Source organism: Nitratireductor sp. XY-223 (genome assembly GCF_004959855.1).
Taxonomy (GTDB): domain Bacteria; phylum Pseudomonadota; class Alphaproteobacteria; order Rhizobiales; family Rhizobiaceae; genus Hoeflea_A.
On sequence record NZ_SPNT01000007.1, the window covers coordinates 99,390 to 113,808 of the forward strand.

General features: G+C 62.0%; 16 protein-coding genes and 1 riboswitch. Of the genes, 2 read left to right on the plus strand and 14 right to left on the minus strand.

Annotated features, from left to right (window positions below):
- Positions 1-12: 12 nt before the first annotated feature.
- The 12 genes from E4M07_RS21255 to E4M07_RS21310 form a co-directional block, all read right to left on the minus strand.
- Complete coding sequence (locus tag E4M07_RS21255) at positions 13-540, minus strand: pyridoxamine 5'-phosphate oxidase family protein (RefSeq protein ID WP_169054332.1); 528 nt, start codon at positions 538-540, stop codon at positions 13-15.
- Positions 541-907: 367 nt separating this feature from the next.
- Complete coding sequence (locus E4M07_RS21260; protein WP_136660419.1) at positions 908-1,828, minus strand: DMT family transporter; 921 nt, start codon at positions 1,826-1,828, stop codon at positions 908-910.
- Positions 1,829-1,915: 87 nt separating this feature from the next.
- A riboswitch (FMN riboswitch) is annotated at positions 1,916-2,082 on the minus strand.
- A 106-nt stretch (positions 2,083-2,188) separates the two neighbouring features.
- Positions 2,189-2,668, minus strand: coding sequence for a F0F1 ATP synthase subunit B (locus E4M07_RS21265; RefSeq protein WP_136660420.1), 480 nt, complete (start codon positions 2,666-2,668; stop codon positions 2,189-2,191).
- Complete coding sequence (locus E4M07_RS21270; protein ID WP_136660421.1) at positions 2,668-3,222, minus strand: F0F1 ATP synthase subunit B; 555 nt, start codon at positions 3,220-3,222, stop codon at positions 2,668-2,670. The genes E4M07_RS21265 and E4M07_RS21270 overlap by 1 nt, the downstream gene beginning before the upstream one ends.
- Positions 3,223-3,358: 136 nt before the next feature.
- Complete coding sequence (locus tag E4M07_RS21275; RefSeq protein ID WP_131569648.1) at positions 3,359-3,586, minus strand: F0F1 ATP synthase subunit C; 228 nt, start codon at positions 3,584-3,586, stop codon at positions 3,359-3,361.
- 66 nt (positions 3,587-3,652) lie between these two features.
- A complete protein-coding gene (locus E4M07_RS21280) occupies positions 3,653-4,402 on the minus strand; it encodes a F0F1 ATP synthase subunit A (protein WP_136660422.1) in 750 nt (249 codons plus the stop codon).
- 29 nt (positions 4,403-4,431) lie between these two features.
- A complete protein-coding gene (locus tag E4M07_RS21285; protein WP_136660423.1) occupies positions 4,432-4,839 on the minus strand; it encodes an AtpZ/AtpI family protein in 408 nt (135 codons plus the stop codon).
- Between the two features lie 281 nt (positions 4,840-5,120).
- Positions 5,121-5,786, minus strand: a complete 666-nt coding sequence (locus E4M07_RS21290) for a class I SAM-dependent methyltransferase (RefSeq protein WP_136660424.1) — start codon at positions 5,784-5,786, stop codon at positions 5,121-5,123.
- Positions 5,787-5,909: 123 nt separating this feature from the next.
- Complete coding sequence (locus E4M07_RS21295; RefSeq protein ID WP_246660551.1) at positions 5,910-7,004, minus strand: cell wall hydrolase; 1,095 nt, start codon at positions 7,002-7,004, stop codon at positions 5,910-5,912.
- A 229-nt stretch (positions 7,005-7,233) separates the two neighbouring features.
- Entirely contained in the window at positions 7,234-8,649 is a 1,416-nt protein-coding gene (gene der, locus E4M07_RS21300) for a ribosome biogenesis GTPase Der (protein WP_136660426.1), read from the minus strand.
- 39 nt (positions 8,650-8,688) lie between these two features.
- Entirely contained in the window at positions 8,689-9,363 is a 675-nt protein-coding gene (locus E4M07_RS21305) for a tetratricopeptide repeat protein (protein ID WP_136660427.1), read from the minus strand.
- 137 nt (positions 9,364-9,500) lie between these two features.
- Positions 9,501-10,085: an NnrU family protein gene (locus E4M07_RS21310; RefSeq protein ID WP_136660428.1), complete on the minus strand. Its 585-nt coding sequence runs from the start codon at positions 10,083-10,085 to the stop codon at positions 9,501-9,503.
- A gap of 153 nt (positions 10,086-10,238) precedes the next feature.
- Here E4M07_RS21310 and E4M07_RS21315 point away from each other — a divergent pair, with 153 nt between their 5' ends.
- Positions 10,239-10,571 (plus strand): TraR/DksA C4-type zinc finger protein, encoded by a 333-nt coding sequence (locus tag E4M07_RS21315; RefSeq protein WP_136660429.1) that lies wholly within the window; start codon positions 10,239-10,241, stop codon positions 10,569-10,571.
- A 133-nt stretch (positions 10,572-10,704) separates the two neighbouring features.
- A complete protein-coding gene (locus E4M07_RS21320; RefSeq protein WP_136660430.1) occupies positions 10,705-11,694 on the plus strand; it encodes a polysaccharide deacetylase family protein in 990 nt (329 codons plus the stop codon).
- An 18-nt stretch (positions 11,695-11,712) separates the two neighbouring features.
- On the opposite strand, the gene sbmA is transcribed toward E4M07_RS21320, so the two are convergent.
- Both sbmA and E4M07_RS21330 read right to left on the minus strand, forming a co-directional pair.
- A complete protein-coding gene (gene sbmA / locus E4M07_RS21325) occupies positions 11,713-12,999 on the minus strand; it encodes a peptide antibiotic transporter SbmA (RefSeq protein WP_136660431.1) in 1,287 nt (428 codons plus the stop codon).
- A gap of 114 nt (positions 13,000-13,113) precedes the next feature.
- Positions 13,114-14,373, minus strand: a complete 1,260-nt coding sequence (locus E4M07_RS21330; protein WP_246660541.1) for a YbfB/YjiJ family MFS transporter — start codon at positions 14,371-14,373, stop codon at positions 13,114-13,116.
- Between the last annotated feature and the right edge of the window lie 46 nt (positions 14,374-14,419).

A 14,419-nucleotide genomic window follows, 5' to 3' on the forward strand; every position in this document is an offset into this window, starting at 1 on the left:
GGAACGAGCCTGCTACCTTCTTCTCCTTGGGACAACGTCCTTGAACTGCTCATAGCCTTTCCAGGCTGGTTCGACCGGAGGTTCATTGTCATCCGGCAGATACCTGGAGGGTTTGCCGTTCTCCAAATCGGGAATATATCGCGGGCAGTTGGGGAATATGTGCCTGGGCGTGACCTGGACAATGGCCTGTGCGCCATCGAAATCATGTATCAGAGGGCTCTCCAAATCCACGACCGCTGTCCCATTGACACGCAAGCGTCTTGGGGTATCGCCCATCGCAATGAACAGCAGGCCAACATTCGGATTCGACATGATATTACCGAGGCTTTTGAACATGCCATTCCCGTCATAATCAGGAAAGACCAAACAATCCGGACCAGTGATCCTCACAAATCCAGGCGGACCACCCTTGAATGAGCAGTCGGGCTGTCCTTCGGGGGTAGATGTTGCCAGAAAAAAGAATGGAAGTTGTCCAACAAAACTGACGTCGGTTTCGTCGAATTGAGTCCGGTTGTACTGCTCGACGAGCCTGTCAGCCAAAGATGTCGACCCAAACGCGTCTTGGAGGTCTCGATTTCCACGGTGGTACATCAAGGGCCGGCCCTCTTGTATTGCGATCAGTAAACAGCAGGAAGTCCAGAAAGGCAATTTCGCGACAAAGTCGCACTCAGCCCAACGCGACACAGCGTTTCTAGGCCTAAATCCCACACTGAGACGATCGCCACTGCTCGAGGAGGACCAGGGGCACGGACGGTCAGATCCACGCCGAGATCCGGAGCCTGTTCGTGTGGTTCGACCTGAAGCGCCGCAAGGCCGTTACCGGCCCGCAAGCGTTGCTGGACGGCATGGACGCGCTGCCACGGACGGATGATTTCGCCGTCCTCGACTGACCGCGCGCCCAAATCCGTCAGGCCGCCTGCGCAGCCGGCTCGCGCGCCTCGCGATGGGCGATGTAGATCGACGCCGAGACGATCAGCAACGAGCCGAACCACAGGTTTCCGGTGGGCACGAAGCCGAAGACGACCCAGCCGGCCACCACGTTGAGCGGCAGCTTCAGGTGATCGAAGGGCTGCACGTAGGCCGCGTCGGCGCTGGCATAGGCACGCACGATCAGGAACTGCGCCGCCATGGTCATGACACCGGCGCCGACGATCAGCGCCGCAGCCACCATGCCGGGAATGGCGAAGCCGCCGGCCGTCGTGGCGAGGCCCGCATTGATGGGCGTCAGCAACAGCAGCATGTAGAGCGTGATGGTCTGCGAGGATTCGGTATCCGTGAGCTTCTTGGTCATCAGCGACGTCGCCGCCCAGAACACGGCCGCGGCGACCGGCAGCAGCGTCGCGCCGGTGAAGGCGTCGGACCACGGCGCCAGGATGATCATGCCGCCGACGAAACCGAGAAGTGTCGCAAGCCAGCGTGCCGGGCCGACACGCTCGCCGAGCAGTAGGCCGGCGCCGAGCGTGACGAAGAATGGCGATGTCATGATGAGCGCGATCGCCTGCCAGATCGGCACCGACGCAAGGCCGGCGACCCAGAACTGGACACCGATCGCGGCCAGCGCCACACGCATCACGTGGGCGCCGGCATTGGCCGTCTTCAACACGCCCATTCCGGTGCGGACGATCCACGGCAGGCCGCACAGCATGGCGACGAGATACTGCCAGAACGCCGCCGAGGCCGGCAACATGCCGAACCGCATGGTGACGGCCTGGAGGCCGACATTGACGAGCGCGAAGGCTGCGCCGCCGAGAACCATGTAGGCGGCTCCGGCCAGTGCCGGATTGTGCTGAAAAGAACGCGAATTTGAGTGGGGATTGATCTGATTCATCACATGTTCCTTCAAAAGAACCTATAAGAATCAGGGCATACAGGCATGACCGTCGGCATTCCAAAGGCGGAATGCGTCCGTGTCCTGACCCGCTCTCTTCCATCCGGACTGTGACCGTCGGCTTCGGAATTGCACCGAATCTGCTGACCCCGATCCTTGCGGACCGGGCGCTCGCGGGCTTCGAATCCCTGTCGCTGTCGCTTAAGGGCTTCGTCACCGCCGGTGGGGAATTTCACCCCGCCCTGAGAACGAATGCGCCGGCAGGTTTCCCGCCGGTGCGCACAAAGCGATAAATCAAAAACCGGCAAAAGAAAAGGCCGGGCGAACCCGGCCTTTGTCCAATCCGATCGTCGATACGCCTCAGTTGAGCCGTTCCTTCAGCTCGGCGACGGACGCCTCGAACAGTTCCGCGGTCTTCTTCTCGTCGGCCTTCTCGGCGATGAGCGTCTGTGCCGCAGCGACCGCGATGTCGACCGCCGACTGGCGAACTTCGTTCACGGCCTCGGTTTCGGCGAGAGCAATCTTCTGCTCGGCCATTGCCGTTCGGCGGGTGACGTATTCTTCCGTTTTGGCCCGCGCCTCGGCAACAAGGCCGGCCGCCTCGTGTTCGGCGGCGGCGATGACTTCGCTGGCTTCTTTCTCGGCGTCCTTGCGCTTGCGCTGATACTCGGCAAGGAGTTGCTGCGCCTCTTCGCGCAGCCGGCGCGCCTCATCCAGTTCGTTGCGGATCTTGTCGGCCCGTTCGTCAAGCGACTTGGCGACCATGCCCGGAACCTTGAGATAGGCAATCAGCGCAAGGAAGAGGACGAGCGAAACCAGGGCCCAGAATGTGGCGTCCATTAATCCCTCCCCTCGGCTGCGGCCTTGACCGCAGCGTTCAGCTTGGCCTTGGTGACCGTACCGCCGATAAGCTGGCTTACGATGGCTGCCGTGGTGTCGGCGGCAATGGCACCGACCTCGGCCAGGGCCTTCTTCTTGACGGCGGCGATTTCGGCTTCTGCCTTCTCCAGCTTGCCGGCAACGTCGGCCTCGACCTTCGCACGCTCGTCATCGGCATCGGACTTGGCGGCATCGCGTGCGGCCTGGGCTATCTCATGGGCCTTGGACTTGGCGTCGGCCAGTTCCTGCTCATAGGCCGCGAATGCCTGGTCCGCCTCTTCCTTCAGGCGGCTTGCCTCGTTGAGGTCCTGGGCGATGCGGTCGCGGCGCGTCTCGAGGATGCTGCCGATGCGCGGCAGTACGACACGGGACATGAACAGGTAGAACAGGCCGAAGGTAATGGCCAGCCAAAGCAGCTGAGAAGCAAATGTGGAGCTGTCAAACGGCGGGAAGTTGCCTTCCGCCGCATGTTCAGCAGCTTGTTCAGTGGCTGCATGGGCCGCTGTTACGAGCATGATTGCCTCCAATGGGTTCCACAATGCCGCGGGCGGCCAATCGCGCCCAGGCACCGCGGTTCAATATCCGGAGCGGCTCGCTCGCGCGGACCACTCGCGGCCACACCGTTCGGCATGGCCGGATACGCCGGCTTGATCAGACGGCGAACAGGAGGAGCAGTGCAACGAGCAGCGAGAAGATGCCCAGGGCTTCGGTAACGGCAAAGCCGAAGATCAGGCGGCCGAACTGGCCGTCGGCTGCCGACGGGTTGCGCAGCGCGCCGGACAGGTAGTTGCCGAAGATGGTGCCGAGGCCGATGCCCGCACCGCCCATGCCGAGACAAGCAATGCCTGCGCCGATGTATTTTGCTGCTTCCGCTTCCATGATGAACTCCTTCGAATGGGAAAATTGCGGCTATGTGACAGGCGGCCTCGCCGCCGTGTTCTTCTCCTAGTGGCCGGGATGCAGGGCGTCGTTGAGGTACATGCATGTCAGTACCGCAAAAACATAGGCCTGCAGGAAGGCGACCAGAAACTCGAGACCGGTCAGCGCGACCGTCATGACCAGTGGCAATATGGCGCCGCCGATGCCGAGCGCGCCCAGCGCGCCCAGGGACGTGACGAAGCCCGCGAAAACCTTGAGCGTGATGTGTCCGGCCAGCATGTTGGCGAAAAGACGAACCGAAAGGCTGATCGGACGGGAAAGGAACGAGATGACCTCGATGAGCACGACCAGCGGCAAAAGCATGCCTGGAACGCCGCTGGGGACAAACAAATTGAGAAAGCCGAGGCCGTGTTTCATGAAACCGTAGACCACCACGGTTCCGATCACCAGGATGGCGAGCGCGAAGGTGACGATGATGTGGCTGGTAACGGTGAAGAAATAGGGGAACATGCCGAGCAGGTTGGCGACCAGCACGAACATGAAGAGCGAGAAGACCATCGGGAAGAACCGCATGCCGGCGGATCCCGCCCCGTCACGCAGCATCGAGGCCACGAACTCGTAGCACATTTCCGAAATCGACTGCATGCGGCTCGGGACCATTCCGCGGTTTGATGTCGTCAGAAACAGGAAACCGGATGCCGCGGCAACCGTGGCGACCATGAACAGCGACGAATTGGTGAAGGAGAAATCCAGACCGCCGACCTCGATCGGGATGATCTTGCTGATCTGGAACTGGTGGATCGGATCGTTTGCCACCTTATGCCTCTCTCTTTGCGCCGGCCCGTTCAGCCATTGGCGTTATGGTTCTTGCCCCGGTCGTCCTTGCGGTCGAGGCGGTTATCCGCCACCAGACCGGCCGAACGCATGACGTTCAAAACCCCGGCAACGAAACCCAGCAGAAGAAACAGGATCATCCCCCACGGCGTCGTCCCCAGGAAACGGTCGATCAGATAGCCGAGAAGCGCACCGACGAAAATCGCAGCGACAAATTCGGTCGAAAGCTGAAACGCCTTGGCGTAGGACGACTTGCCCGCCCATTCGGCTTCCTTGCCCGGTTTGTCGGCCGGCCGGCGGGAAGCGAGTTCTGCCTCCAGCTGCCTGCGGCGCTCTTCCAGACCATCGGCCTGATCATTCCGTTCGCCGTCGTCAGGAGCAGTTTTATCTGTTCCTTTGTTTTGCGCTGGTTTTCGCATGAAAGTCGCGCTCCACAAGGTGCCTGACGATCTGGAACGGGACCGTTCCGAAGTCGGGCGCAACATAGTTTTCCACCCATGCCAAGTCAAGGCGACATTCGAACCGATATCAGCCTGAAATTCTTATTAAAAATCAATAAATTATAGGTTCGCCATCGGATTCTCAGACTTAAGTGTCAAAGAATCATTCCGCGATGCGGCACTTTGCCCGCGGCGCGGCGGCGGCGACGGGCAATTTCCCGGCCGGCGCCCGCTCGCCCGTGTTTGCCGTCGATCGCGTCTCAGCAGCAGCGCAGCACCGGCATGTTGGCGGCGAACAAGGCCTCGCTCAGTTGCAGCATAACCGCATGGTCCGGCGTGAAGAGGTAGACGACGTCCCAACGTTCCGTCATGGCATCGCTGCCGATGGCCGCGAGGCCGAATTTCCCGTCCAGTTCGCGCCGAAACCGCATCGGCAGGTCGCTGCCGTAGCCGCGCCAGTGATAGTGGCTCTCGGGCGCCGCCCGTCCGAGTTCGAACGTCTCGACGCAGAAGGCGGTGACCGGAACGGTGATCTGAAGGACACCGTGCGGCCGCAGCACGCGAAACAGCTCGCGCATGCCGGCAAAATCATCCTCGACATGCTCGAGCACATGATTCGCGACAATCCAGTCATAGCTTCCGTCCGGACGGTCGATGGCGCTCAGATCGAGGCTGTTCTCCTCCTCGAAGACGGAAATCTCGAAGGACTTGAACCGCTCCTTCGGGGCGGCAATGTCACGCGAGAACTGCAGTGCGGACGCCTCGGAGAGCATGGTGTCGGGCAGTGCGTCGTAGACCTGCCGGATGATGCGGTGGCGCTCCAGCGACTTGCAGGTTATGCAGCGCGGCGCCTGTCCGTTCTTCGCCAGACGGCCGGACGGTCCCGGCCGGAAGGCGGTGCCGCCGCATATGTTGCAGGTCGCCATGGGTTCCCCTTTTCAGTAAAATCGCGGCGCGTCAGACGGCGCATCGCCGTGCGCCACAGATAGGCGCAGTCGCGCCCGGCGGCAAGCGCCGGCGCGATTCACGCACTTCAGAGTTCTTGGTGACTAGCTCCAGCCACCGCCATAAGTGCGGTAGAAAATGTGGAGACCGATCCGGCCGACGCGCTTCATGCGGCGCGCCCATTTCGGCCGCACATAGGTGGCATGGTAATGGGTCGAGGAACCCACCTCGTCGAGCCAGATCTTGCCGGCGGTCACGGCCATGGACACGTCCTTGGCAATCGACCAGTGGCGCCGCGAACGAACACGGTCGCGGATGCCGTCGCAGGCGAAGGAGAACTGGCAGCGGTTGCGCCAGCGCTTGTTCTGGTAGACGACGCCGCAGATGGTGTTCGGATAGGCCGGGTTGCGCACACGGTTCAAGATGACCTGCGCAACCGCCGCCTGACCCTTCACCGGCTCGCCGCGCGCCTCGAAATAGACACCGGAGGCGAGGCACCGCTGTTCACGATCGGAAAAGACATGCTCCGGCAGCACGTGCCGCGCCCAGGCATGGTCGTTCTTCTGCGCAGGCGGAACGAAGCGGCCGCCCTCGTCGCGCAGTACCGAAGCGAACGGAGAATCGCTTGCATAGTCAGGTTCCGGCGCATAGGCGGTGGCAAGCACGTCGTGATTGTCGTTGTTGACCAGGCTTGCCAGCATGACCGGCACCTTGCTCTTGGTCCCGGTGGCCGAGCGCCTGTGGAAGGCCGTGGCGATCTCGACCTCCCGCCCGCGGATGTCCGGTTCGGAAAAGGCCATCCGCAGCCCGTCGGGATCGGCGGGCATGGTAACCATGCTGCGGCGCTCAAGGATCGATCCGGCGGAGAAATGCCTGGGCGGCGCCACCGGCACGGTGCTCGTCACCCGCCCGCGCTTCTGGTCACGTGTGACGCGGTCCTCGTCCGGTCCTGCATCCGTATTGCCGTTCTTGTGGCGGAACGCGATGGTGCGCCCGTCCGCCGTCTTCATGCTGACATTGCCGGCCGTGGAGCCTGTCGTGATCGGGTCGGTGAAAACCAGTTCGACATCGTGGATGGAGCCCGCGGGCGCATCGACGAGATAGGTCTGCCACCGGTCAACACCACTCATTCCCCCGGTGACCACGCTGGCCATATCGGAAAATGCCGTGGACGATGTCGAAATGAAGAAACCCAGCACCCCAAACGCAACGGGCGCTGTCCAGCCACGGTCAATTGACGCAAGCCGGCCCAAATCGGCTAATCTTTGACGCAAAAACCCTACTCCGCGCACCCGTACTGAACACTATTGTTCGGATGATGGAGTATTAACCTTTATGGAGCGTTAATCGGGCAGGCCCGCCTTTTTTCACAATCTTCGGATAAATTATTGTTTCACACGTGTAGCATTTGGTCAGCCGACAAATCAGCTACCGCCGTTTCTTGCGTGGCGCATACGGATTGTCGCCCTTGCGGTAGGACACCCGCAGGGGAACGCCGGGCAGGTCGAAATCCTCGCGCAGCCCGTTGATCAGGTACCGTGTATACGAGGCCGGTAGGGCCTCGGGCCGTGAGCAGGAAATGACGAAACCCGGCGGGCGGGCCTTTACCTGCGTCATGTATTTCAACCGGATGCGGCGGCCGGAGACCGCCGGCGGCGGGTGCTGGACCTGCATGGATTCGAGCCAACGATTGAGCCTGGCGGTCGGAATGCGCCGGTTCCAGACCCGGTGCGTGTCGATCACGCATTGCATCATCTTGTCGAGACCGGAGCCGGTCAGGCCGGACACCGGCACTGCGCGGATGCCGCGCGCCTGAGGCAGCAGACGCCCGGTCTTTTCCCTCAGATCGGCAAGCGCCTGCTGACGGTCCTCGATCTTGTCCCACTTGTTGAAAACGATGACCGGCGCCCGACCCTCGCGGATGACGAGATCGGCGATCTGCAGATCCTGCTTCTCGAACGGCACGTCGGCGTCGAGCACGATCACCACGACCTCGGCGAAGCGGATGGCTCTAAGCGCATCGGCGACCGAGAGCTTCTCGAGTTTCTCCTGGACGCGCGCCTTGCGGCGCAGACCCGCGGTGTCGAACATCTTGATGCGCCGCCCCTTCCAATCCCATTCAACGGATATGGAATCGCGCGTGATACCGGCCTCCGGACCGGTCAAAAGCCGCTCCTCGCCGAGAAAGCGGTTGATCAGCGTCGATTTGCCGGCGTTCGGCCGGCCGACGATCGCGACCCGCAGCGGCTTGCTTTCGTCATAGTCCTCCGATTCCGCTTCGTCCTCTTCGGACGGGACGATATCGACATTGGTGACGGCTTCCTCGTCTTCGGCCGGCAAGGCCCTTTCCTCGCCAAGCGCCGCGACGATGGCATCGCGCAGATCGAGCATGCCTTCGCCGTGCTCGGCGGAAATGGGACAGGGCTCGCCGAGCCCGAGCCGGAAGGCATCGAGGAGACTTGCCTCCGCGCCCCGCGCCTCGGCCTTGTTGGCAACGAGGACGACCGGCTTGCCGCGCTTGCGCAGGATGGTTGCCAGCGTCTCGTCGGCCGGTGTCACGCCCATCTTGGCATCGATGAGGAACAGGGCCAGATCGGCCTCGTCGATGGCGGCCTCGGTCTGGGCGCGCATGCGGCCTTCGAGGGTATCGGGGCCCGACTCCTCGAGCCCGGCCGTATCGATGATGCCGAACTTCAGGTCGACAAGGCGAGCCTCGCCGGGACGGCGGTCCCGGGTCACGCCCGGCGTGTCATCGACAAGGGCGAGCTTGCGTCCGGCCAGCCGGTTGAACAATGTCGACTTGCCGACATTGGGACGCCCGATAATTGCCACGGAAAATGTCATGTGTCCGACCGTCTCGAGACGACGCAGCGGTCCAATGGGTCAGGACTGCTGCCCGCCCTGCCCGCTGGCGGCGATAACATCCAGCATCAGTTGCGCGCGTTGGGAAATGCCGCCCGGAACACCGGTGTCGCCGGCGATGAGTTCGAACCACTGCCGCGCCTGTACGAAGTCGCCCTGCTTCCAGGCCGACAGGCCGAGCGCTTCCCTGGCCGAGTGGCGCAACGGATTGTCGGCGCCGCTCAGCGCCTCGGCCTGAACGGCGACATCGTCATAGGAGCCGAAATCGACGAGCAGATAGGCGGCCCTGATGCGGGCGATGTCGCGGATGGCGGCCGGAACGCTACGATCGTTGCCGATGGTCGAAAAGTCGGCGATGGCCGCCTCGTGATCGCCCCTGTCGGCCAGCACCGTGGCAGCGCGCATGCGCGCCAGCGCCGGATAGGATCCGTAGCCGGTGGTCTCGAGCTCGCGCAGCGCCGCCAGCGCCTCGTCCTGACGGCCCTCGCGGGCAAGATTGAGGGCGGCGAGGAAGGCATCGCCCGACCGCGAGGCCTGGGTCTGCTGCCAATATTCGTAACCGCGCACGCCGGCCGTGCCGACCACGATCAGTACGGCAAGGCCGATAATGTATTTGCCGAACCGCTTCCAGATCGATTTCATCCGGTCGGAGCGCAGCTCTTCATCGACCTCGCGGATAAAACTGTCGTCAGACATGGTGCCTACCGGATCCACCGGCCCTCAACTCGGCGCGGGCATCGGCCCGCCGCCATCTGCTCTTCTTGTTCAGGCGGGCCTTGTAGCCGATTTTACAGCGTATGTAAGAAAAAATGTCAAAATTGCTCAATTGCCGCTCACAGTACGACCGGGGGCACACCGATCAGCCACTCGTGCAGCTTCCAGACGAACAGCACATAGATGGCGGCGCCCGCCACCACGGCGATGACGTCGTTGCGCACCGGTCCTTGTTCCACATCCTGCGCCTGCCCCTCGGGCACGCGCCGTTTGACCGATATCCGGTCGGCCACCGCCCAGGCCAGGAAGGTGCCGAACAACAGCACCGATGCGAGGTCGCCATTGGCCAGCAGATGGGCAAAGGCCCACAGTTTGACCGCCAGAAGCATCGGGTGCTTCAAAACCGCCTTCAGCCTGCCCGTAGGAACGCCGTAGACGGCGAGCGAAATGAAGGAAAGCAGCATTATGAACAGCGCAATGTGGCTCATCCAGACCGGTGGCGTATAGAGGATAGGCCCCTCGAAGCGGGCCATTGAAAACCCCCAGATGATCAGGATGAAGCCGACCAGCGAGACCAGCGAATAGGCCCCCTTCCAGGCATTGTCGCCGCGGGTCTCGATAAAGCGGGCGCGGAAGTCGGGCGCGAATATGCGCACAGAGTGAACGCCCAGGAACAGGATCAGTCCAAGTATCAGTATAAGCATGATGTCCCCTCTTGCTTGCCCGGGTCACCGCCGCAAACAAGCAAGACGTGCCCCACCGCTGGCTGCCGGCCGTCGATCAAGGTGTTTGCGGCGCGTTCACCATGGCGCCGGACACAACTTGCGTCACCGGAATCGCATCCTTAGCATATGAAAATGGCCATTGATCTTGAAATTGCAAGAACGCGGCTCGCCGCGCGCAAGGCCGAAATAGAGGCCCTGTCGAAGCTTTCCGAAGAGTCACGATCGACCGTGGTGCTCGACCAGCAGGCGGTCGGCCGGCTGTCGCGCATGGATTCGATGCAGCAGCAGGCCATGGCCGAAGCGCAGGAGCGCCAGCGCAAGCGCGACCTGGTGCGAATCGAAATGGCCGAGCGGCGAATCAAGGACGGCGAGTACGGCTACTGCACGGAATGTGACGAGGAAATCCCCGACGGCCGCCTTGAAATCGACCCAATGGCTGAAAAATGTGTGCATTGTGCTTCGTAGCCGAGGCATCCGCCTGACAATGTCACTTGAGTAAATTGCCCGACCAGGTTCGGCGTTGTATCGTCATCGCGCGGTCGTCACTGCATCAAGCAGTCGCGTGATATTGTGAATTACCCTGAATCCGAAGGGCCTCATGTTCAAGTTGTACAAACTCACCGCGATCGTATTTCTATCCGCATTGCTCGTACCGCAAACCCAGGCAAAGGACACCAGACCGGAACAGCTCGTCATCGTCTCGTTCGACGGCGCGCACGACAATGATCTGTGGCAAAAGAGCCGGGATATCGCCCGGCGAACCGGCGCGCGCTTCACCTATTTCCTGTCCTGTACGTTCCTCATGACGAAGGACCAGAGATGGTCTTACAAGGCTCCCGCACAGAAGGCCGGACGCTCCAATGTGGGATTTGCGAGGGACGAGGCCGAGGTGCAGAGGCGGCTTGACCATATCTGGCAGGCGCGCAACGAAGGCCACGAGATTGCCAGCCACGCCTGCGGACATTTCGACGGCGGCGACTGGAGCGAGCGTCAGTGGCGGTCCGAGCTCTCGGCATTTTCAAAGACAATGGAAGACGCTTGGTCGAATGCAGGCGTGGCGGACCGGGAACCGGAAGGCTGGCAGGCTTTCGTCCGCGAGGACGTGACCGGATTCAGGGCGCCTTACCTGTCGACCAACGGCAATCTGAACCCCGCCCTGAAAAAATCCGGCTACGCCTATGATGCGAGCGGCGTGTCGCGCGGGCCGGTGCAACCGCGCACGGGCCTCGCCTTCAGCACGTTCGATCTGCCGCTCATTCCCGAGGGTCCTGGCAACAGGCGGGTGATCGCCATGGACTACAACATGTTCGTGCGCCACTCCGGCGGCATCGAGAACGCGGCCAAGTCCGGGGTCTATGAGGAGCGCGCCTACCAGGCCTTCCGGCGCGCCTTCGACCGGCAATACCGGGGGCCGCGCCGGCCGCTGCAGATCGGGATGCATTTCGTCGAAATGAACGGCGGAGCCTATTGGCGGGCGGTGGAGCGGCTCTTAAGCGATGTCTGCGGCCGAGAGGACGTTTCCTGCATCACCTATGCCGGCGCGCTCGACACCATCAAGGCGCGAAGCCGCGTCGACGGCGGCGCATAGAAACCCATCATCTCCAGTTTAAGGACGTTCTGCCTCGATCACCGATGAAAGCGGATCGGACGAGGCATCGATGCGCGCCAGATAGGCCTGGTCAATCTCCGGCAACGGCTCGTTCCTGATCGCGGCCTCGAATGCCTTCAGCCTTTTGTAGATCGACATCAGCTCGACGATCGTCGTCCACGAGTTCACCAGGTACTGGAACGAATTGGAGACCTGGGCAAAGGCCGTCAGGATCTGCTGAATGAGGCCGAGGGTGATCTTGCCGGCGGTAATCGTCGGAATGAGTATGAAATAGGCAAAGATGTTGTCCGCCTGCAGGAAAAAGCCCCGGGCAATATTGAAGTACATATAGTGGAAATAGAGGCGAAAATAGTTCTTGCGGACATTGTTGAAGAGTTCGGCGACGGTCGGCGGCTGCGCCCTTTTCTCATCGTCCTCGCCATAGACCAGCTCCTTGCGGTAGGCCGCCTCGACCCGCTGGTTCTTGAACTCCAGACCGGGCAGCTTGATCCCGACAACGGATAAAAGCACTGTGCCGAAGAGCGACCAGAATATCGCGGCCGTGAACAGAGGCGACGGGATTTCGCCGATGATCGGCAATTCGCTGACATAGCCCGACAGGCTCCACAGGACCGGCAGGAACGCAAACAGCGTCATGACGGAATCGACCATGCTGACGCCGAGCCCTTCCATGATGCCGGCGAAGCGCATGGTGTCTTCCTGGACACGCTGCGAGGCGCCCTCGATATGCCGGACCTCTTTCCAGCGCGACATGTAGTAATTGTTCATGGCGGTGCGCCAGCGGAAGATGTAGTGGCTGACGAGAAACCGGGTGGCGACAAAGACGGCCATGGCCATGAAGGCGATGTAACCGAAGATCATGATGAGACCGTAAAGGTCGGCGGCGGTCACCGTCCCCTCGCCCTCCAGTGCCGATTGAACGGAATCGAAGAACGGTCTGCGCCAGTTGTTGAGCGCCACGGAAACCTGGACGGAAAAATAGGTGGAAAACAGTATCAGTGCCGAGCCGAGCACCGACCAGATGAACCATGGATGCGGCGAAAAGCGATACCAGAAGACCGCGAAGATCGCGACGACAACGGCGTAATAGACGTAGAACCACAAAAAGCTCTGGGTCCAGAAATAGCGGATGCCGACAACTTCCGCGTCGTCCGGTGCGAATTCAAACCCCAGCGCGGTACCGATCCCGGTCCCGTACATGTACCAGATGAAAGCCGACAATAAGGCCCAGGCGACCGCGGACAGGAAAAACACCTTGGGCTGAGGAAAGAAGGATTTGAACACGGTTCGTCTCTTCCGGTTTGCTGCTTGTTATATTGACGGAGTCAAATATCTGACCGCCCATTAACGCATTTTACCTGGAACGAATACCTATGGCCGAACACCAGGCTTTGCATATCACAATTGCGTTCCCTGCGCGTGTGTCGCGGCCATGGCCGCCAGGACCGCCGCCAGGATGAGCGCTGCGGCGGCAACCAGGCTGCCTGACGTATATGTGCCGGAAATCTCGGCGAGATACCCCGCCACGATCGGACCGATGATCTGGCCGGTGCCGAAGCATGCGGTCATGATGGCAAGCGCCCGCCGGGGCGACCGTCCGGCAAGCAGCCGCCCGGCCTGCAGGCCGTAGGCGGTTATGGCGATGAAGGTGGCGCCGAGCAGCGCACCGCCGACGAAGGGCCCGATCGGCAGCGGCACCAGCACGCTGGCGGCGACACCGGCCGCCTCCACCACGCAGCCGGCCGAAAAGGCCGCAAACAGGCTGAAATGCCTGCGGAACGGGGCCCACAGGACCAGCGAGAAGGTCGCCGCGATGCCGGTCGCCATCCAGACCCAGCCTTCCAGCGGCGATTGCCCGGCGCCGCCGCGAACGATCGCCACGAGAAATGTCGCGGTGACGATGTAGCCGATGCCGAACAGGCCGTAGGCGGCAGAAATCAGCAGCAAGGGCCGATCCCAAACGAGCGGCGGTTCCTTCCTGCCGTTGGCGGAATGCGCCGGGTCGGCACGCACCAGGACGGTGGCGACCAGCGCTCCGGCTGCCGCCAGCAAGGCCGAGGCGTACCAGCCGACCGGCCAGTGCGCGTCAGCCCGCAGCAGGATCATGAGCAGGATCGCCGATATGATCATTCCGATGCCAACACCGCTGAAATGGACCGCCTGAAGGTCGTGGCGGCCGGCAACGTCGAAATGGCTGAAGATGATGGTCGACACGAAAATCATCGAAAAGGCGCTGGCGATGCCCGCAGCAAAACGAATGGCGGCCAGCGCCAGCACTCCATCGACCAGCGGTATGGCCGCCAGCAGCACCGTCGTGGCGACCAGGCCGCCGACGAAGACCCGCCGCTCGATGCCCGCGGCCCAGCCGTAGGCGGCAAGGACAGCGCCAAGAAGATAGCCGACATAGTTGGCAGAGGCGATGAAGCCGGCATCGGCCGGGTTGAGGCCGAGACCCTGCATGAGATCCGGCAATAGCGGCGTATAGACGAACCGTCCGAGCCCCATGGCAACGGCCATGGCAACCAGCCCACCGGCTGCCAGCCGGACGACGGACGGATGGGATTGATGTTCGGCGGGAACCGTATCCGCCTTCCGGTTGCCGAGAGACATGCGCGAGCTATGGCATTGCGTCGCGTTGCGCGCAAGGCCGGTTTTCATCTAACTGCACACGGGGACCGCGATCGAAAGAGCCGGCTTGACAGTG